The organism is Roseivivax sp. CAU 1761 (assembly GCF_054482755.1).
The window spans coordinates 40556-58807 of the sequence record NZ_JBTLRM010000014.1; the positions used below are offsets into that span (position 1 = coordinate 40556).

Below are 18252 nucleotides of genomic sequence, written 5' to 3' on the forward strand. Positions count from 1 at the left end.
ACATATGTTCCAAACCGAAGTCAAGATGAAAACTTCAGTCCAAAATGCGGCGCGAACAGTTCCCGGGGAGATGTCGGAATGCCACCTTCAGACAGCTACGACGACCTCTTGGGCGATGTCGCAAGGTCCTACGATAGCCTGAGCAAGAGACTGAAAGTCATCGCTGATTTTGTCCTGAAGGACCCTTCCGCATTGGCGCTGAAGACGTCGGGAAAGCTGGCTGCCGAACTCGACGTCGCTCCGTCGGCAATAGTACGATTTGCGCAGCATTTCGGATATTCTGGTTTTTCCGAAATGCAGTCGGTGTTCCGGAACCGCATGCAGACGGAAACCAGATCCTACAGGGAACGTATTGACGCCCTCCACCATACCAAGACCGGGGGCGGGACCGAGGAGCTCGTCGGCAGTTTCATCGACGCCGGAATTGCCTCCCTGCAGGAGTTGCACCGCAACATCGATGTGGCACAGATCGAAGAGGCCGCGGCGCTCATGGCAGAGGCCCGCATCGTGCATGTGCTGGCTCAGAAGCGAACCTTCACGGCCGCGACATATCTTGCATACAATCTTGCCCGGCTCGAAGTATCCGCCAATTTATTGGATGGGATCGGCGGAACGCTCGACCAGCAGCTTTCGCTTGTGGGACCGGACGACGCGGTCTTCGCGATCTCGTTTCAGCCGGGATCAGAGGAAACCGCGAAGGCCTTCGAGATCGCCCGTGCGCGGGGCGCAAGCAGCATCGCCATTGTCGATGTCCCGCGGGCTCCGTTCGTGGACGCGAATGTCTGTTTCCAGGTTTCCGAAGCCTCGGTCGAATCCTTCAGGTCGCTCAACGCGACAATCTCGCTCGCCCTGATACTGGCCATCCGGACGGGGACGCTCTGCGCGGCCCGGAAGTCCGACTGAATCAACCGGAGTCCGCAATGCTGGATAACAACACCCTGTACGACGCGATTACTATCGGGCGGTCGTGTGTCGACCTCTACTCCGATCAGGTCGGATGCCGCATGGAAGACGCAACCCGGTTCTCCAAATACGTTGGAGGCTGCCCGACCAACATCGCCGTGGGCGGAGCGCGTCTCGGGCTCAGGATGGCACTCCTGTCGCGCGTTGGCAGCGACCAGCACGGAAACTTCATCCGGGAAACACTGGAAGGTGAGGGGGTCGACACGTCGGCTCTCAAGGCCGACCCGGATCGGCTCACGGCTATGGCGTTCCTCGGGCTCGAAGACGACCGCACGTTTCCGCTTCTGTTCGCGCGGAGCGATTGCGCGGATGCTGCCTTGAGCGAGCAGGATGTGGATCCCGATTTTATCGCTCAGGCCAAGGCCGTGGTGGTGACCGGAACGCATTTCTCGAAGCCCCACCTCGAGGCGGCCAGCCGGAAGGCGATGGCAGCGGCGAAAGCAGCTGGCAGGCGCGTGGTGTTCGACATCGACTACCGTCCCAATCTCTGGGGGATCGGCGGTGCGGGCGAGGGCGACGTGCGCTTCGTGGCCAATGCCGAGGTGACGGCCAGGGTGCAAGCCATCCTGCCGGATTGCGACCTGATCGTCGGAACTGACGAAGAGCTCCACATCGCCGGCGGCTCCACCGACACCCGCGCCGCGTTGCGCGCGATCCGGGCCCTGACGGATGCCCTGATCGTGTTCAAGACCGGCCCAAAGGGGTGCATCGTCTTCGACGGCCCGATTCCGGAGGATCTCGAAACGGGGATTTCCTCGCCAGGATTTCCCGTCGAAGTCTTCAACGTTCTGGGCGCCGGGGACGGCTTCATGGCCGGCTTCCTGCGAGGGTACCTGCGCGACCTTCCCCTGAGCGAATGCTGCCGGATCGCCAATGCGTGCGGTGCGCTGGCGGTATCGCGTCATGGCTGCGCGCCCTCATACCCGACCTGGGAGGAGCTCGATTTCTTCCTGGAGCGTGGCATCCGCGTACCTCGGCTGCGGGACGACGCATTGTTGGAGCATGTCCATTGGGCGACCACACGGCGTCGACAGTGGGACAATATTTGCGCCCTCGCGCTCGACCATCGCGCACAGCTCGAACAGATGGCCGAGGACGCGGGCGCGGAACTCGGCAGGCTTTCAAGGTTCAAGGAGCTGGGGCTCGAGGCGATTTTGCGCGTGCGTGACCAGCAGGGCGTGCAGGTGGGCACGCTTCTTGATGGCAGGTATGGGCAGCAGGCCTTGTTTGAGGCCGAGCGCCACGCGATGTGGATCGCGCGACCCGTCGAAAAGCCTGGTTCGTGCCCGATCCAGTTCGAGGGCAAATCGTCCCTGGGCGTCGAGATCGGATCCTGGCCGCGCGACCACGTCGCAAAATGCCTGATCTTCTACAACACGTCCGATGATGAAGAGGTGAAGGCGCGGCAGATCGGCGAGATGCAGCGACTTGGCTCGGCGGCGCGGGAGACCGGTCACGAGTTTCTCCTGGAGATCATTTCGCGCGATCCAAACCGTGGTGAGACTGAGACCGCTGCCGCAATGGCGGAAATCTACGCTGCTGGCATTCGCCCCGACTGGTGGAAGCTCGGCGACCAAAGTCCGGAGGGATGGTCGGAAATCGCCAAGGTCATTGCCGACAATGACCAATGGTGTCGCGGGGTGCTTCTTCTGGGCCTCGACGCACCGATGGATGACCTGCGCGCCAGCCTGGCGCGTGCCGGGGCATCTCCGGTTGTCCGCGGGTTCGCGGTGGGGCGGACCATCTTCGGTGATGTGGCGCGGCGCTGGCTGGCACTGGAGACCGATGACGAAGGGGCGATACAGGAAATGTCCCGCCGTTTCGAAGAACTCTGTCGCGTTTGGACGGACGTCCGTCACAGGGATGTTCCCACTGCGAGGGTGAAAGTTTCGGGGTAAACCCGTTTTCAGCCGGCTCTTCCGGTGGGACGACGTCTACGCAAGAAGCAGCGAAACAAGCTGCTTCCTGCGACGGATCAAATGGACGCACGGCGGCACCGATTACTTTTGCCACAAGGATCTTGCTCGCCAAACTGGAGACGAACACGAACGTCGAAATGGCAACCGATGCATTCGAGCTCGCAGAACGGGTCGATCATGTCGTCCTATTCACGGGTGATGGCGACATGAAGCCCGTAGTCGAGCTTCTCAAGCGCCGCGGCGTCCGCATCACCAAGGTTGCCATCTCGAAAGGTGCATCACAGATGATCTCGGGTGAGCTTCGCCGTGCAGCAGACAACTTCATAGACCTGAGCGACCTCGCACGTTTGCTCGCGCGAGAGCAAAGGGCTCATGGCAACGACGCGCAACAGGATCGCCAGAGGGCAGCGAGACCGATTGCATTAATGGGCTGGAGGACGCTCGCACGGCCGAGAAGCGCACCGCGGCGTACCGGGAGCGCAGCTGGCGCTGAAGGCGCTGGCGTGTCCGGGTGCGGAAAACGGTAGCGGCGTCTGACGGGGGCGCTGAATCCATTCCGCCAAACGGATCTTACTTCACATAACAACACTTACGCGCCTCACGGCTTGGCGCAAAGCTGAAGTGACACCCCCGCCTGCGGCAGCCAGGGTGAAGAGTTCGGGCATACCGCGTTACGGCGTCGCCCGGTGGCGTGGAACCAAGACCCTGAACCCGAGGGTTAGCCCATGGCCCCTCAGTCAGGAGAAGACGATGTCCAAGGTACTCATGATCGTAACGAGTCACTCCGAGCTCGGCGACACCGGGAACAAGACCGGTGTTTGGCTCGAGGAATTCACTACGCCCTTCTACGCGCTTACCGATGCCGGCCACGACGTTACCGTCGCAACCCTGGGCGGCCGCCGCATTCCGATTGACCCGAACTCGGAGCCGAGCGGCGATGACGAACCGGACTCCGTCAAGCGCTTTAGGAACGACAGCACGGCTTCGGTGTGGATAGAGGGCCCCACCGATCTCGCTACCCACGATCCGAATGCCTACGACGGCATCTTCATCCCGGGCGGACACGGTGCGATGTGGGACCTCGCCTCGAGCGATGAACTCGCCAAGTTTCTCAGCACCGTATGGGCGAACGGCAAGATTCTAGCATCAGTTTGCCATGGGCCAGCAGCCCTCGTGAACGTCAAGGACGAGAACGGTAACCCGGTTGTCAAAGGCCGAAAGGTCTCGGCATTCACCGACAGCGAAGAGGAAAGCACGGGTCTGGTCGATGCCATGCCGTTCTTGCTGGAAAGTAAGCTGCGGGAGCTGGGAGCCGACTTTCAGGGTGCCCCGGACTGGCAGTCCCAAGCGGTTGAAGATGGCCGCCTGATCACGGGCCAGAACCCGATGTCGTCAGAGAAAGTTGCCGAACTGCTGACCCGCCAACTGGCGTGAAACAACGGTGCCCGTGGCGACGCGCAGCCAGGGGCACCGCCTACCCCTTCCTGCTTTCTCTACGCTCCACCCCTTAGACCTACCGCCGCCCCTCGACCACCGAGATCGCGCCGTTCCTCTCTATGCAGGCATGCCCGACTTCGTCGGGGCTCCGGTAGCCCTGCTGCCGGAGGTTCTGTTCAAGATCGCGCATCCCCATTTGTGCGGCCCGTAGTGCACCGTCGTTCACCCTACCCGCCTCGATGACAGTAAGCGGCCGGCCCTTGACCATGTACGAGAACGCCTCGCTGCGGACCGCCAGCCACGACATCGCGAACCAAAGTGCACTCAGGACCACGCAAGCCAGAAGCGTCGGCCCCAAAGGGGCGTTCCCGGTGAGCGCGCGGCTCAGGCTGGAGCCAATCAGGATGGTGATAAGGAAGTCGACAACGGAGGTGTTCGCGAGTGATTTCCTCGGCAAAACTCTGAAAAGCGCGACCGCGAAGACGAAGATGACGGTCGCCCGCGCGGCCAGCTGCAAGCCATCCATTCCGCCAGACGTAGCCCCGAAAACACCCTCTATACCCATGACATCCTCCTACTCCGCGTCCTGAAAACGTAGGCGACGTCCGCCGAGGGCAAACCTTTCGCCAGAGGCAGGGGCTGTCCCCGCCACCTGCGGGCGCCTACATCTCCCAGACAGGCGTTCAGAGGGACCATGGCGCACGAGCTCGAAACACCCCCCGCGTTGACCGGGCTAAGGCGGATCACCCACGTCGACATGGATGCCTTCTTCGCCTCGGTCGAGCAGCGCGACAACCCGGAGCTCCGCGGTGTTCCGGTTGCCGTCGGGCGGGCAAAGGCACGGGGTGTCGTCGCCGCGGCGAGCTACGAGGCACGAAAGTTCGGCGTGAAGTCCGCGATGCCATCCACGACCGCCCAGCGCGCTTGCCCTGACCTCGTGTTCGTCCCACCTCGGTTCGACGTTTATCGGACTGTATCCCGCCAGATTCACGAGGTCTTCCGCCGATACACCGAGGTGATCGAACCCCTTTCCCTCGACGAGGCGTACCTCGATGTGACGGATGCCTGTGCGGAGGGTGCGACCGCGACGAGTATCGCGGAAGAGATCCGCTCAGCGATCAGGGCGGAGACCGAACTCGCAGCTTCGGCAGGCGTCAGTTTCAACAAGTTCCTCGCCAAGCTCGCGTCCGACCAGAACAAGCCGGACGGCTTGACCGTCATCCGTCCGTCGCAGGCCCTGGACTTCGTCGCCGCGCTCCCGGTGGGACGGTTCCACGGCGTCGGGCCGGTCACCGAGGAGAAAATGCACCGGTTGGGCATCCGCACCGGCGACAATCTCAGGCGACGTGACATGCACTTCCTGCGCGAGCATTTCGGGTCATCGGCTGAGCACTACCACGCCATTGCGCGAGGCATCGACGAGCGCCCCGTGCGGCCGCACCGGGAGCGAAAATCGGTCGGCGCCGAGGAAACGTTCGAGAACAACCTCACCGAACTGGAGGCCGGTGTCTCAGAACTCTCGAAGGTGGCCCGGAAGGTCGAAACCCGGGCCCGCGAGAAAGGCGTGGTCGGCAGAACGGTCACCGTGAAGGTCAAGTACGCGGATTTCGAGCTCATCACGCGTCAGCGAACGCCGAGCACCCCGGTGCGCGATGCACAGGAGGTCTCGGAGATCGCGGCCGGCATCCTCGCCGAACTGTTCCCTTTCCCGAAGCCTGTCCGCTTGCTGGGCATCAGCCTGTCCTCCCTAGAGGCAGACACAATCGCCACCGCGCAGCCGTCCCTGTTCGACCTCATCGACGCGTAAGCGCCGCTTGTTCATCCCAGGGAAGGCGCCACCCTCTATGCTGGAAGCGAACCTTAGAGAAGACCGCCATGAATGACGCCCCACTCACGAAGCAGCAGCAGATTGAGCTCATGACGACGGTGACCGAACGCCGGGCAGCCCACGTCGCTCGGTGGACGACCAGCGTGAAGACGGAAGCCCAGGGAACCGACACTGAAGATGGAGATGGTCTTCCTCGAGCAGCGAATGGGCTGCGCCGAGGAGCTTTGCCCCGCCGCGCCGTCCGCCCAGCATTCCGGCCAGGACGTCGGCCCCGGAAACCGGGTCGAGCTTCAGGCTTGCCTCCACTGCAGCAGCCAGCAGGAACGCCTGTTCGTGATTCACGAAGACGTCGTCGCCATCAGGAATGCGGTGCTCGAAGAGGACCGCCTTCGATGTCGCATCGAAGTTCGTGACAACCCACCCAGTCCCAGGGACGGCGTCCGACCTGAGGAAGTAGTCGAAGCCGGCCACCCGCGTGACAGTGACCTCCTGCTTCGCCTCCGCCAGAAGCCGATGGTATCGCCGCAGCCCGGGCATGTCGTCGATCAGCCGGAAGCAGCGTTCACGGTACATCCGACCAGGCGTCACCTTTCGAGACAAGTCGGGCACCCTGCCCTCTGGAAGAACCGGTGGCCGCCCCCCCGAGCCACCGGGACGCTGCATGCGTCTGGGTCGGCGCTCCCTACGGCTCCCGGCGTCGGGCATCACGGCCCTACCATGGGAGTTGCCTCGAACTCCGGATCCACGAGGCTCTCGACGTCGTAGGAGAAGCCGAAGACCCGCTCGTGCAGACCGTCGGCAAACTGCCACCACAGGAGCTCGTCAGCCCCCTCCCCGAGGGCCTCGTAGCGATCCTCGTTCAACATCTCGAATGCGTGGAAGGCCGCATCCTTGGCCTCCGCCCCGCAGAGGTAGGTGGCCAGGAACTCCGCCCCGTCGGCCACGAAGCTCTTCCGGCTGGCTTCCACCGCGGCGGCCAACATGAAGGCCCTCTCCTGGTCGACGAAGCCGCCCTCATCCTCGGGGAGATGATGCTGGAACGAAACGCCGTGGGAGGCCTCGTCGTACACGGTCACCACGTAGCCTTCCGAGGGGACGGCGTCGCTCTCGCAGATGTCGGCGAACGACGAGATGTGGGCGACGGACAGCTCCTGGGCCACGTCCTCGAGCTGGCGGTCGTACTTCGCGAAGCCGGACTTCACGTCGGCAAGCCGGAAGCTCGCATTCTTGTACATCTTGCCTGGGGTCACCTTGCCGGCCAGGTCGGGGATCGCGCCGGCCGCCGGCGTCTGTTCACCTGCCCCCGAGGTCGGGTCAGCTCCGAGCCTGCGGCGCTGGGCGAACATATAGCGCTGGACGCGAGCGTAGTCGCGATGCGGCTCCGGGTCCTCGGACGGGAACTCGGGGTGCGCGAAATCGGAGTACGCCCCACCGAGGCGGCTTTGCAGAATGCTCACCGCCTTCACTGTCGTCCCCGCGGCGTGGGCTCGGAGGCAGGCAACGTGGTCGAGCATCTCGGAAACCAGATCCTTCGCCTCTCCCACGAAGACGTCTTCGCGATACTTTGGCCGCGCGTTCCGGGGGTCCTGCAGCCAGATGTTCAGGCCGGGCTCATTCTTCGGGAATGCCCGTGAGGTGACGTGCACGGAGATCTCGTCGTCGGGACCGATCTCCCTGCGGAAGAAGCGCCCCTCGGGCGTCGACAGCGCCGGTTCGAACCCCTCGCGCACCAGCGCATCGATTGCTTCCTGAAGATCGGACATCCGCCACCCCTGTATTGCCGTGTCGGCTTAGAGGTGGCGGGTTTCCGGCAAGTTAGCGGGATCAGTATGAGCGGGGAGACCCGCTCAGGAACGCCTGCACATCGAACTCGCTCTGAAACGCATCAGGGTTCGACCAGATGATCTCCCGCAAGTATGCCCGCCGCATTTCCTCCGTCTCGGGAGGAAAAGCCTCTCCTACGACGGGCCCTCGCTCCAGCTTCTCGAGAATTCGGTCAAGGAATGCCCATATACCGAGCGAACCGGTTCGTAGCATCGGAGCCTCCATCGGCAGCATGATGGCGAGCCTACCATCCATGAAACCTGTGCTGGTATTGGGCACGGCGTTGTGCTGCTCTGCGAAAATGATGAGCGACTTCGAGTGGTCCGATGCCCGCGTGTTTCTTGCCGTGCTGCGCAGCGGATCGACGCTCGCGGCCGGAAAGTCCCTGGGCATCGCTCAGCCAACCGTGGCGCGGCGGATCGAGGCGCTCGAACATGCCCTGAAACTCACGCTCTTCGAACGAGACACCCGCGGCTTTCACCCCACGCCGGCCGCAGACATGCTGCGCGAGGCGGCCGAGGCAATGGAACGGGCCGCAGAAACCCTGGTCGGCAGCGCAGCCGCAGCCAGTTCCATTGCCCTGAAACCGATCCTGATCACCGCCCCGCCGCAAAGTTTCTCCCCGGGCTTTGCCGCCATCCTTCAGGACTTCGAAGCCCAGCACCCCGGAGTGCGGTTCGAGTTCGTCTCGTCGAACCGCTTGCTCGATCTCGTGGCCGGTGAAGCCGACGTCGCGATCCGGATCTGCGAAAAGATCGACGACCAGCGCCTGGTGTGCCGAAAGCTCAGCGAGGCGAAAGCATCGCTATATGGCGCGCGCAAGTATGCTGAAGCCCACGGCCTGCCCGGATCGCTCGAGCAGCTGACTGGCCACCGAGTTGTTGTGATGGACCATGCGGCCCACACCGTGCGCCTGAACCGGTGGCTTATCGACAACTGCGCGCCAGGCCAGATTGTGGCCCGAAGTACTGACCTCGAAGGTCTCGTAACATCGGCTCGATCCGGCATCGGCCTCGCTGCGATACCCGTCTCCATCGCGGCAGATTACGCGGATCTGGTACAATGCTTCCCGCCGTCCGAAGAACCGGGCATGTCGGTATGGCTGGTTTTCTCACCCCGCGCCTGGGCGCGGCCCGAGGTGAAGTCGTTCGCGGCCTATTTCGCGCCGCGGTGGATCGCTCACATCCGGGGCGTGAAGAGCGGCGGCCCTAGATAACGCTCTGCCCCCGGTTTTCTCAGAAAACTGGCGAGTCGGGGCCACCTCGACCCGGCCGGAGGTCTTGCCACTTCCTAGGACGCCCTACGACTGAGTGGGATTTCAGTTGCCGATTGCGGTGTGACAGCCATTTGCGAAGCCAGCGAGAGGATTTCCAGAATGAGCTACATCGTCGCCGACGAACCGAACCTTTGGGACCACGTCTTCGAGGAAGACACCGGCGCCGTGAAGCGGGCGTGCAAGTTCGTCTTCGACCCGGATTCCCGCGAGCTGCTCGCGGCCCAAGTCCACTACAACGGCGCCTGGGTGGATGCCGGACGCAGCACGCTCACCGATCTCGAGGACTCCCTCTTCCAGGCGAATGCGGAGGCCCTCGAGAACCCCTCGAAGTACGGCCTGCTGGAGACCGACGTGCCGCCCGACTGGTCGGGTATCTCGGCAGCCCCCGCCCCGTGAGGCACGGCCGGAAGCGTCTCGAAATGATCGCTTAAGAAGACAGGGGCACCTCGCAGGAAAAGAGGTGCCCCCATGACCAGTTTCCGCGATTCCACCGAAGCCATGTTCCAGGCCACCGTCGACAAGCTCGACATGGACCCGGGGCTCGCGGAGAAGATCAGGGTCGCCAACGCCACCTACACTGTTCGCTTCGGCGTCAAGCTCAGGGGCCACATCCACACCTTCACCGGATACCGATCCGTCCATTCCGAGCACCGCGAGCCGGTAAAGGGCGGCATCCGCTACGCCCTCTCGGTCAACCAGGACGAGGTGGAAGCGCTCGCCGCGCTCATGACCTTCAAGTGCGCTCTCATCGACGTCCCCTTCGGGGGCGCCAAGGGCGGACTTTGCATCGACCCCTCGCGCTGGAACACCGACGAGCTCGAACACATCACCCGGCGGTTTGCCTACGAGCTGATCAAGCGCGACCTCATCCACCCGTCCCAGAACGTGCCCGCCCCCGACATGGGGACCGGCGAACGCGAGATGGCCTGGATCGCCGACCAGTACGCCCGCATGCACACCACCGACATCGACGCCGCCGCCTGCGTGACCGGCAAACCCGTGGGTCAGAACGGCATCCGCGGGCGCCGCGAAGCGACCGGCCGGGGCGTCCAGTTCGCCCTGAGGGAGTTGTTCCGCCACCGCGGGGACGTCGACCGCGCGCGCCTGGCCGGCAGCCTCGACGGTAAGAAGGTCATCGTCCAGGGCCTCGGCAACGTGGGCTACCACGCCGCAAAGTTCCTCTCCGAGGAGGATGGCTGCAAGGTGACCGCGGTGATCGAGCGTGACGGTGCCGTCGTCAACCAGAACGGCGTCGACATCGAGCATCTCCACGAGTTCATCGCCCAGCACGGCGGGATCAGGCACTACCCGTATGGCTTCGTTCTCGATGCCGACGATGCGATCCACGTGCTCGAGGAGGAGTGCGACATCCTGATCCCCGCGGCAGTGGAAGGCGTCATCAACGAGGGAAATGCTGCACGCATCCGCGCGAAGGTCATCATCGAGGCCGCGAACGGGCCCACCACAGCGGGAGCCGACAAGATCCTGCGGGACCGGGGCATCGTCGTCATCCCGGACCTCTACGCCAATGCCGGCGGCGTGACCGTCTCCTACTTCGAGTGGGTCAAGAACCTCAGCCACATGCGCTTCGGCCGCATGCAGCGCAGGCTCGAGGAATCCCGCAACATCATGCTCGTCGACGAGATCGACCGGGTCCTGGCGGCAAACGGTCTCGACGGCATCTCCGAAGCCTTCAAGGACAAGTACCTCCAGGGGGCCTGCGAGCTCGACCTCGTGCGCTCGGGCCTCGATGACACGATGCGGCAGGCCTACCAGGACATGCGGGAGCTCTGGCTCAGGGACAAGCGGTTCGCTGATCTCCGCTCTTCTGCCTTTGCTCTCAGCATCCAGAAGATCGTCGCCGCCTACGACAGCAAGGGACTCTGACCCACCGCAGGGCGCCGCTACCACTGAGTGGAATTTCAGAATGTCGTCGCAGCTCTCGCTGAGGTCTCGCGGACATTCTGAAATTTGGAAACATCACGGCGGGGCTGCATTCTACCACTGAGTGGATATTCAAAGCGGCCTTCCACCCCGGGCCTGGCAAGGCTACGAGACAGCAGGAAAGAAAGGACGACGAAAAATGAGCGTGGAAACGTTCGAGCCCAAGTCGAAGCGCGACGCGCCTTCAGCCAAAGCTGAAGCCCCCAAGCGGGGTGTCACCATCGTGCGGAACGGCCAGTACGCCCTCACCATGATGGGCAAGAGCATGAACCTCGCCATGACGCCCAAGGTCATCGAGCAGTTCCGGAACAGCGGCCTGCGCGGGGGAATCCAGGACGAGCGTGGGCTCCTGGCCCGGACGCTGGGGCTCGATGACGAGGCAGTCGACGCCATCGACAAGATTGCCCGCGAGCATGATCTCACTTTCGCGGAAGCCATTCGCTTCCAGCTCGCGATGTCTCTCTAACTGCCCATTATCGCGGTCGAAACCCGTTCTTCCATCTTGTTGGCGCCCCCTGCTGCCGCCGAGGCGCGGCCAAGATCGGAGATCACGGATGACCACACGCACCCTTCTGGGCGTCACCGCCCTGGCGATGCTGGCCGGCTGCATGAAAGCCGGTCCGGAGTATACACCCCCGCAGATCGAGGTTGCCCCAACCTTCGCGAACGGCATCGGTGACGCGCCACCGACCCCCTCGGACGCGCCGCTCGAGAACATCAGCGTGGACGCCTGGTGGGAGAGGTTCGATGACCCGGTCCTGAACGACCTCATTGCCGCCGCGCTCAAGGAAAACACCGACATCGCCACCGCCATGCAGCGGATCAAGGTGGCCGAGGCGCAACGACGGAAGACCGGCTACGGCTCCAGCCTCGCGGGCGCGGCCACCGCACAGGGCCAGGCCGCCGGAGCCGGTGCCAACACCAAGGTTACCACCTCCCACTCCTTCGACTTCGGGGCCAGCTACGCGCTCGATCTCTTTGGCGCGGCCCGCAGAACGGCCGAGAAGGCGGACGCCCAGTTCAGCGCAGCAGAATACGACGCCGGCGCCGTGCGGCTCGGGACCGTGAGCGAACTCGTCGCCGCCTACATCGACCTGCGGTACTACCAGGAAGCTCTGGAGCTCACGCGCCGCAACATCGCGAGCCGCAAGAAAACCCTCGAACAGGTCGGCATTCTGAAGGAAGTCGGCGCCGTCTCCGACCTTGATGTGGCGCAGGCGCAAGCTCAGCTCGACTCCGCGAAGGCGGCCTACCCGCCCCTCGGCGCGGCGTTTGATGACTACGTCTTCGCGATCTCCACGCTCACCGCCATTCCCGCAGAAGAGCTTCTGAAGCGCCTGCAGAAAGGGGCGCCCCAACCCGTTGGCGTCGAGGACTTCGCATCGGGCGTACCAGCAAACCTGCTCAGGAACCGCCCCGACATCCTGGCCGCGGAGCGCAGGCTGGCCGCAGCTGTCGCGCAGATCGGCGTCGCCGAGGCGCAGCTCTACCCGTCGCTCACGCTCCAGGGCGCCGTCCTCGAGGCTGACACGACGAGCTGGTCCTTCGGTCCCAAGCTCAGGCTTCCCATCCTCAATCGGGGCGCATTGAAAGCTGACCAGGACGCCGCGACGGCGGAGGCAGAGATCGCCCGCCTGGAATGGGAAGCCGCGGTCCGGAAGGCCGTGCAGGAAGTCCAGGCCGCGCAAGGCCGTCTGCTCAGGACCCGCCGCGAGGTGACGGCCCTGGAAGCCGCCAAGGCATCCAACGAGCGCGTTCTGTGGATTTCCAGGGAGCTACTTAGAATGGGCGATCTCAGCACCCTCGACATGCTGGAAGCCGAGCAGAATGCAGACTACGCACGCATGAACCTCGCCGCGGCCGTCCGTGACGAGGCCCAGGTCTGGGCGTCCCTCATGGCGGCCACCGGCCGGGGGTGGCGCGCCCCGGAATGAGCGCCATGGGCGCGTTTGGAGAACGGTCTGCTGCGCCGTATGATTTCCGCATTGAAGAGGAGACATTTCATGAGCCGCATTCTCGTTCACATTCACACCGGCGCCCACGACCGCAACAAGTGCACGCTCGGGTGCCTTGTTGCAGCGACGGCGGCGCAGGAAGGACACGACGTTGACGTTTTCTTTGCCGGCGACGGGGTTCACTGCCTGTCGACCCGGAGTTCCGATGTTGAAGGGCAGGGCACAGGCCGTATCGGCGATCATATCGAGGCCATCGCCTCGGCCGGTGCAGCGGTGTACGTTTCCGGTAAGTCTGCCAAGGCCCGCGGATACGGCGACGACCTTCTCGACAGGTGTCGAGGTTCCTTTGCAATGCCCGACAAACTTGTTTCCCTCGCGCTCCAGGCAGACACTGTCCTTTGCTACTAAGCAGCCCCCTGCAGCTACAAGTGAGGCGATTTTCGCGGGATAACCGCTACACCGCCATCCCGGGCAGATCCCCGAGCGAGCGGGTCCAGACGACCTGACGCGCCTGCTCGTGGATCGCGTATCCGGCTTCCGAGAAGCCCATGCCCTGCGAGGCACCGGGCATGTCTTCCGCCCAGGCGGCATCTTGGAAATGGTCCGCGTAGGCGAGCACCATCTCGACCCCGAGGCCCCGGCCCCGGCCCCGGTGGACAGGATCGATCCAGGCCATGAACTTGTAGTAGAAGCCGGCAACCTGGCCCTCCGGATCGCGGAGCACCACGGCTGGCTCATCACAGGTCTCGATGGCCTGGATCGCGTATCCGTCGTCGAAGGTCATGACCACGGGCCCGTCCCCCGGCCCGGCTTCGCGCAGGAAATCGTAATCTGCGCCATCACCGTCGAACGCGAATACCGGGGCGATAATCGCCATCTCAAGCACGCGTTCGTAGTCGTCGCCCAGCAATGCCGACATCTTCCGCCTCCATTCGGGGCGGATGTGAAAGCAGAGATGCAGGCTTCAATTGCAAAAGGACCCCACCCAAGCATGGCCAGGGTGGGGGCCTGAACATCAATTCTGCATTCTGGCTTTACGAGTTCTCATCATCATCGTCGCCGTCGTCATCATCGTCATCATCGTCGTCGTCGTCGTCGCCGTCGTCGCCGTCGTCATCATCATCGTCTCGGTCTTCCTCACGGTCGCGCTGCTCTTCGGCACGCTCCTGTTCGCGCTCTCGCGCTTCATCGTACTCGTCAAAGCTCGCGTCACATCCCGAAGCGTCGCAAGACCCATCGCTGCTGACATCGAAGCCCGGGCCGCTCGCGTCGAAGCTGAAGTCACAATCAGTGCCTTCGCAGGAACGGTCAAAGCTGATGTCGGACGGGTTCCGGCCGGCCAGTAGCTTGGCATAGGCCGCATCTCCGAGCACCCGGCGCACGACGTCGGGCGCATCGCTCACGCTGAAATCTTCCGACAGCCGCTGGCCTAGATTGGTGCCGTCATAGGCGTAGGTCTGCGTCAGACCGAGGTTGCCGCCTTCGGCCACGACCTTCACACGGTTGCCCTTCACCGTGTAGCCCATCCGGTCGAACCACGAGAGGTCGTACTGGGATTTGAGCTGCTCGCGAACGGCGTCTGTCAGAGCGTTCTGTGCGAATGCCGGGGCCCCCATCAGCGCTGCACCGAGGGAAAGGACGATGGTATTGCGCGTAACGTGTTTCACTTTCACTACCCATGGTCGTTTACATTGCACGCTCCGCTACGCTGCGGAGAACTGGAGCCCACATTGCGGCGGCATCAAGGCAGCGGAGCGCCACCGGCGGAAATGCGCCGTGCCTTCAACGCAGGCTTCAATTGCCGAAGAGGTCGCCGATGATCTTCGCCTGGTCCCGTTCGCTGGCCTCGAGGATGTTCTGGATCGTCTCGAGAGAGCGCAGACCGGTCATTTCCTGCACGTTCCGCAGGCTCATCCCCTCGGTCGAGGCATGGCGGCAGGCGTTGACGATGAACGTGGCCCGCGCGGTGAAGGCGGAGGCATTGGGTATCCCGGCCTTGGCCATCACCTTGTAGAACACGTAGCCGATGCTACTGCTGCGCATGGCGCGCAATGGCTTCAGACCCGGCTCCTTGGTAGCGCCGCCGCCGTCGACGGCGCGCTCAGAGATGATCAGCGGGTCGCCCGGCACCGCGGGCGCATTCTCCAGGAGATCGTGCAGCGCGTTCCAGAGTCGGCCGTGCCGGGCCATCGGGATGACCCGAGGCGTCAGGTAAACCCCCGGCCGGCTGCGCAAGTCGATGCTCTCGCCCAGCAGGTCATCGTCCCCGTAGACGTGGTACCGCTTGACGTAGGACATCTCCCGCGGCGCCAGGCCGGCATCCGTACCGAGAAGGATGATCGCACGGTTGCGGATCGGGTAACGGGTCGCAGACGCGACCTCGAGCATCCGCTCGACATCCGCGTCCGACAGCACCCGGATGCCGTTCACCCGCCTGTCCTTCATGATCTGCCGCTTCGTGACGTTCCTTGCCATCTTCCGCTGCCTGAAATCCCGCCAAAAGGAATTGCCCGTAAGATTTGACCACGGAACGAAGGGCAAGACAATGCGCGAACAATCCGATGCGGCAGAGCTGAATCAGGAGTGGCTCCGGGAAGCGGCGCTAAACTACCTGAAGAGCTACGAGACCACGGAAGGCCATCTCCGTGCCGTCCTCGAGCGGAAGATCTTCCGCCGCATCATGGGGACCGGGCGGGAGATCGCCGAGTTCCGCGATGACGTGGAAGAAGTGGTGCGGTACTGCGCGGAGCGCCGGTACGTCGATGACCGCCGTTTCGTGGAACTCTTCGTCGAGAACGGCCGCGCCAGCGGCATGTCCCGCAAGAAGATCGAGATGAAGCTGCGGCTGAAGAAGATCAACCCGTCGGACTACGACGACATCCTCTGCGAAGAGCCCAGCGTCGAGGTCAACGCCGCCGTCACGTTCGCCCGGAAGAAGCGGATTGGTGCATTTCGCACCGGCGAACAGGATCAGTACCGGCAGAAGGACATGGCCAAGCTGGCCCGCCAGGGCTTCGGCTTCGAGATCTGCCGACGGATTGTCGATGGAGATCTGCCCGATGAAAATTAACCTGAAGCGGCTCAAGTCGAAGGCGGCGGAGCCGACGCCTACGCCGGCGGCCTCCGAGACAAGCGCCAAACCATCCACCGGCCCGAAGACCGACCCCAAGGCTTTGCCGTGGTACGGCCTGTTCAAGGATCGAGGGTATCGCGACTCTTCCGTCCCGACCGATCCTCCGCCCGACCGGCGGAGCTACGTGGCGGTGGAAGAGTGGATTACCGGCGGTGGCTGGATCCTCGACCAGGACGAGGCTCTCGCGATGGGCATCTGGCTGGGCCGTGTCGATCCGATGAACTACGTCCCACCTGCAAAACCCGCCGCACCGGCAAAGTCCACCGCCACCGCCGCCGGTGGCGCGAAAAAGCCGGCCGGAGGCGGATCGAGTGGTGGGACGTTCAAGAGGCTCGGAAAGCGCCGCAAGAGCGCCGAACCTGCCGCAGGGCCCGCGGGGCCGTAATCAGCGCGGAAAGCGCTCCAGGGCCCGCTGGAGCGTGTCTCTGACCTGCTCCCGTTCCCACTCGACATCGCTGATCAGCTTGTCGAGGAGTTTCATCGGCTCATCCATCGCGCCTTTCTCGACGCTGAACCCGGCCGAGGTCGTAACTCCCGTCACTTCGAGGCTGATCGGCCCGCCAGTATATTCCCCCGCCTCGACGGAGAAGCTCAAGGCCCGGCTCTCGTCCGACCCGAATGGTTGGTCGAACCGAACGACGGTCTCGCCGACCGACTTGGCAGCCTCCCAGCTGCGTTCCGGGTTTTTCTCCCCCACCGTCACGCTGAGCGCGTTCAGCGCCTGGTCCGTACCGTTCCGGGTCTGAACCGTCACGTGCAAAGAAGTGCCATCGCGCCGAATGACCGGCTGGATGAACGAAACGAGGTCGACGAGCTTGCGCAGCTTGTCGTCGCGCTTGCGCAGTTCCCGTCGCTTCTCGCGAAGCTCCTCGAGGTAGAGATACATCGCATTGCGGTATGTCGTTCCGGCGTTCTCCTGATGCGCCGCGCCCATCGTCTTGATGCTCTCGAACGTCACGCCGCCGTCGGCCAGACGGTCAAGAACCGCCTCGTGAAACAGGCCGAGAAACTCTTGCGAGGAAGGGTCGGGCAGATCCGCGAACGGCTCAAGCTCGGGAAGTCCCTCGCGCAAGTCCTCGGCCGTAACGGACAGGTCGGAAAAGCGGATGATCTGGGCCATGCCGCGCGCGACCGCGGTGAATTCCTCCCGGCCGGTGCGTTGCAGCTCGATAAGCCTCGGCTGAAACTCCGCGATGAACGCGTCTTGGTCGGTCGCGGCAAAGACCTTCGGGAAAAGATCCTCGACCGGCATGACATCTGCCACCGGCTCGGGATCGTCTCCCGGCCAGCAGGCGCTGGTCAGTACCGCAACAGCGCCAATCAGCGCGATGCGCGTCGTGTGTCGTAGGAGCTTCTCCATCTCTCACCCTTCGGCCACGGGCCAAGTGTGGCGCAGCGCGGTTAAAGCCGCGTATCTCCGGCCCGGCATTCGCCGCGCTGCGAGCCTTTCGGCACTGCGCCATTCGGCGCTAGAGGGGAAACCACTTCCGGCGCATCCGCGCCCATCGACACCGGCTGCCGATCCGGGCCGACAGGCCCGTCAGGAAACCGATTCCTCATCGGCGCATGCGCGCCGGCAGGAGATCCCTCTTCTCGCGCCAGCAGGCGCGGCAAGTAGACTCCTCTTCAGCTCGTTCGCGAAGAAAAGCCGCGCAGTCCGCAAGGTGAGGGGTTGACAGCAGAGGGGTTTCATCCCCACGCGCGCGGGCGCATGTGCGCACGCCTACGCATGTACGCGCACGCACGCATGCGCGCGCATTCTATGTTCAAGGGCCTCAGCCGGTTTTGCAGGCTATTGAAAACAAACAGGAAATCGCGCTTAAATCCTGACTTAACCTACTAAATTAACAAAGATCACTACTAAATTAACATTAACGCCCGAAAATCGGCTCGAAGATCCCTACCAAAACGTACAAGGTCACTTCATTCCTTCCTTGACCTTGAGCACTTTCCTCGCGTAAAGGAAAGTGGAC

Annotated in this window: 20 protein-coding genes; 13 read left to right on the plus strand and 7 right to left on the minus strand. The window is 63.5% G+C overall.

The features are described 5' to 3' along the window. Positions 1–78 precede the first annotated feature (78 nt). The 4 genes from ACXYMW_RS10475 to ACXYMW_RS10490 all read left to right on the plus strand — a co-directional run bounded on the left by ACXYMW_RS10475 (position 79) and on the right by ACXYMW_RS10490 (position 4316). Positions 79–903: a MurR/RpiR family transcriptional regulator gene (locus ACXYMW_RS10475; protein ID WP_459035269.1), complete on the plus strand. Its 825-nt coding sequence runs from the start codon at positions 79–81 to the stop codon at positions 901–903. Between the two features lie 17 nt (positions 904–920). Next, on the plus strand, positions 921–2861 hold the full coding sequence (locus ACXYMW_RS10480) for a bifunctional 5-dehydro-2-deoxygluconokinase/5-dehydro-2-deoxyphosphogluconate aldolase (protein WP_459035270.1): 1941 nt from the start codon (positions 921–923) through the stop codon (positions 2859–2861). A gap of 122 nt (positions 2862–2983) precedes the next feature. After that, the gene (locus ACXYMW_RS10485; protein ID WP_459035271.1) at positions 2984–3409 is read left to right on the plus strand and encodes an NYN domain-containing protein; all 426 of its coding nucleotides are present in this window, start codon (positions 2984–2986) and stop codon (positions 3407–3409) included. Positions 3410–3632: 223 nt separating this feature from the next. Next, a complete protein-coding gene (locus tag ACXYMW_RS10490; RefSeq protein ID WP_459035272.1) occupies positions 3633–4316 on the plus strand; it encodes a type 1 glutamine amidotransferase domain-containing protein in 684 nt (227 codons plus the stop codon). 79 nt (positions 4317–4395) lie between these two features. Here the strand turns inward: ACXYMW_RS10490 and ACXYMW_RS10495 are convergent, their stop codons facing one another. After that, entirely contained in the window at positions 4396–4845 is a 450-nt protein-coding gene (locus ACXYMW_RS10495) for a DUF421 domain-containing protein (RefSeq protein WP_459035273.1), read from the minus strand. A 168-nt stretch (positions 4846–5013) separates the two neighbouring features. Here ACXYMW_RS10495 and dinB point away from each other — a divergent pair, with 168 nt between their 5' ends. Then, positions 5014–6126 carry a DNA polymerase IV gene (dinB, locus tag ACXYMW_RS10500; protein WP_459035274.1) on the plus strand — a complete coding sequence of 371 codons (1113 nt, stop codon included), beginning with the start codon at positions 5014–5016 and terminating at the stop codon, positions 6124–6126. Between the two features lie 108 nt (positions 6127–6234). Here dinB and ACXYMW_RS10505 read toward each other — a convergent pair whose 3' ends face one another. Continuing rightward, the gene (locus tag ACXYMW_RS10505; protein WP_459035275.1) at positions 6235–6720 is read right to left on the minus strand and encodes a hypothetical protein; all 486 of its coding nucleotides are present in this window, start codon (positions 6718–6720) and stop codon (positions 6235–6237) included. Positions 6721–6851: 131 nt separating this feature from the next. Then, positions 6852–7910, minus strand: a complete 1059-nt coding sequence (locus ACXYMW_RS10510) for a hypothetical protein (protein WP_459035276.1) — start codon at positions 7908–7910, stop codon at positions 6852–6854. Positions 7911–8224: 314 nt separating this feature from the next. Here ACXYMW_RS10510 and ACXYMW_RS10515 point away from each other — a divergent pair, with 314 nt between their 5' ends. The 6 genes from ACXYMW_RS10515 (at position 8225) to ACXYMW_RS10540 (ending at position 13554) form a co-directional block, all read left to right on the plus strand. After that, on the plus strand, positions 8225–9187 hold the full coding sequence (locus tag ACXYMW_RS10515; protein ID WP_459035277.1) for a LysR family transcriptional regulator: 963 nt from the start codon (positions 8225–8227) through the stop codon (positions 9185–9187). A 159-nt stretch (positions 9188–9346) separates the two neighbouring features. After that, positions 9347–9643, plus strand: coding sequence for a hypothetical protein (locus ACXYMW_RS10520; RefSeq protein WP_459035278.1), 297 nt, complete (start codon positions 9347–9349; stop codon positions 9641–9643). 72 nt (positions 9644–9715) lie between these two features. Then, positions 9716–11134 carry a Glu/Leu/Phe/Val family dehydrogenase gene (locus ACXYMW_RS10525; RefSeq protein ID WP_459035279.1) on the plus strand — a complete coding sequence of 473 codons (1419 nt, stop codon included), beginning with the start codon at positions 9716–9718 and terminating at the stop codon, positions 11132–11134. 196 nt (positions 11135–11330) lie between these two features. Next, complete coding sequence (locus ACXYMW_RS10530; protein ID WP_459035280.1) at positions 11331–11657, plus strand: hypothetical protein; 327 nt, start codon at positions 11331–11333, stop codon at positions 11655–11657. 88 nt (positions 11658–11745) lie between these two features. Further along, entirely contained in the window at positions 11746–13125 is a 1380-nt protein-coding gene (locus ACXYMW_RS10535; protein ID WP_459035281.1) for an efflux transporter outer membrane subunit, read from the plus strand. Positions 13126–13194: 69 nt separating this feature from the next. Beyond that, positions 13195–13554, plus strand: coding sequence for a DsrE family protein (locus ACXYMW_RS10540; RefSeq protein ID WP_459035282.1), 360 nt, complete (start codon positions 13195–13197; stop codon positions 13552–13554). A gap of 46 nt (positions 13555–13600) precedes the next feature. Here the strand turns inward: ACXYMW_RS10540 and ACXYMW_RS10545 are convergent, their stop codons facing one another. From ACXYMW_RS10545 to ACXYMW_RS10555, 3 genes are all read right to left on the minus strand, one after another. Beyond that, complete coding sequence (locus tag ACXYMW_RS10545; protein ID WP_459035283.1) at positions 13601–14065, minus strand: hypothetical protein; 465 nt, start codon at positions 14063–14065, stop codon at positions 13601–13603. A 115-nt stretch (positions 14066–14180) separates the two neighbouring features. After that, entirely contained in the window at positions 14181–14813 is a 633-nt protein-coding gene (locus tag ACXYMW_RS10550) for a hypothetical protein (protein ID WP_459035284.1), read from the minus strand. A gap of 127 nt (positions 14814–14940) precedes the next feature. Beyond that, positions 14941–15591, minus strand: coding sequence for a hypothetical protein (locus ACXYMW_RS10555; protein WP_459035285.1), 651 nt, complete (start codon positions 15589–15591; stop codon positions 14941–14943). Between ACXYMW_RS10555 and ACXYMW_RS10560 the strand changes: the two genes are divergently transcribed. Further along, positions 15566–16216: a regulatory protein RecX gene (locus ACXYMW_RS10560; RefSeq protein WP_459035286.1), complete on the plus strand. Its 651-nt coding sequence runs from the start codon at positions 15566–15568 to the stop codon at positions 16214–16216. The genes ACXYMW_RS10555 and ACXYMW_RS10560 overlap by 26 nt on opposite strands. Then, a complete protein-coding gene (locus tag ACXYMW_RS10565; protein ID WP_459035287.1) occupies positions 16206–16664 on the plus strand; it encodes a hypothetical protein in 459 nt (152 codons plus the stop codon). Before ACXYMW_RS10560 ends, ACXYMW_RS10565 begins: the two co-directional genes overlap by 11 nt. Here ACXYMW_RS10565 and ACXYMW_RS10570 read toward each other — a convergent pair whose 3' ends face one another. Then, complete coding sequence (locus tag ACXYMW_RS10570) at positions 16665–17639, minus strand: hypothetical protein (protein ID WP_459035288.1); 975 nt, start codon at positions 17637–17639, stop codon at positions 16665–16667. It lies immediately after the preceding gene. Positions 17640–18252: the final 613 nt, after the last annotated feature.

Coding starts and splice junctions, on each gene's coding strand:
- ACXYMW_RS10520 (WP_459035278.1), top strand. CDS start 9,347: ATGAGCTACATCGTCGCCGACGAACCGAACCTTTGGGACCACGTCTTC.
- ACXYMW_RS10495 (WP_459035273.1), bottom strand. CDS start 4,845: ATGGATGGCTTGCAGCTGGCCGCGCGGGCGACCGTCATCTTCGTCTTC.
- ACXYMW_RS10570 (WP_459035288.1), bottom strand. CDS start 17,639: ATGGAGAAGCTCCTACGACACACGACGCGCATCGCGCTGATTGGCGCT.
- ACXYMW_RS10490 (WP_459035272.1), top strand. CDS start 3,633: ATGTCCAAGGTACTCATGATCGTAACGAGTCACTCCGAGCTCGGCGAC.
- ACXYMW_RS10510 (WP_459035276.1), bottom strand. CDS start 7,910: ATGTCCGATCTTCAGGAAGCAATCGATGCGCTGGTGCGCGAGGGGTTC.
- ACXYMW_RS10565 (WP_459035287.1), top strand. CDS start 16,206: ATGAAAATTAACCTGAAGCGGCTCAAGTCGAAGGCGGCGGAGCCGACG.
- ACXYMW_RS10525 (WP_459035279.1), top strand. CDS start 9,716: ATGACCAGTTTCCGCGATTCCACCGAAGCCATGTTCCAGGCCACCGTC.
- ACXYMW_RS10530 (WP_459035280.1), top strand. CDS start 11,331: ATGAGCGTGGAAACGTTCGAGCCCAAGTCGAAGCGCGACGCGCCTTCA.
- ACXYMW_RS10505 (WP_459035275.1), bottom strand. CDS start 6,720: ATGTACCGTGAACGCTGCTTCCGGCTGATCGACGACATGCCCGGGCTG.
- ACXYMW_RS10555 (WP_459035285.1), bottom strand. CDS start 15,591: ATGAAGGACAGGCGGGTGAACGGCATCCGGGTGCTGTCGGACGCGGAT.
- ACXYMW_RS10515 (WP_459035277.1), top strand. CDS start 8,225: ATGAAACCTGTGCTGGTATTGGGCACGGCGTTGTGCTGCTCTGCGAAA.
- ACXYMW_RS10540 (WP_459035282.1), top strand. CDS start 13,195: ATGAGCCGCATTCTCGTTCACATTCACACCGGCGCCCACGACCGCAAC.
- dinB (WP_459035274.1), top strand. CDS start 5,014: ATGGCGCACGAGCTCGAAACACCCCCCGCGTTGACCGGGCTAAGGCGG.
- ACXYMW_RS10535 (WP_459035281.1), top strand. CDS start 11,746: ATGACCACACGCACCCTTCTGGGCGTCACCGCCCTGGCGATGCTGGCC.
- ACXYMW_RS10480 (WP_459035270.1), top strand. CDS start 921: ATGCTGGATAACAACACCCTGTACGACGCGATTACTATCGGGCGGTCG.
- ACXYMW_RS10560 (WP_459035286.1), top strand. CDS start 15,566: ATGCCGTTCACCCGCCTGTCCTTCATGATCTGCCGCTTCGTGACGTTC.
- ACXYMW_RS10545 (WP_459035283.1), bottom strand. CDS start 14,065: ATGTCGGCATTGCTGGGCGACGACTACGAACGCGTGCTTGAGATGGCG.
- ACXYMW_RS10475 (WP_459035269.1), top strand. CDS start 79: ATGCCACCTTCAGACAGCTACGACGACCTCTTGGGCGATGTCGCAAGG.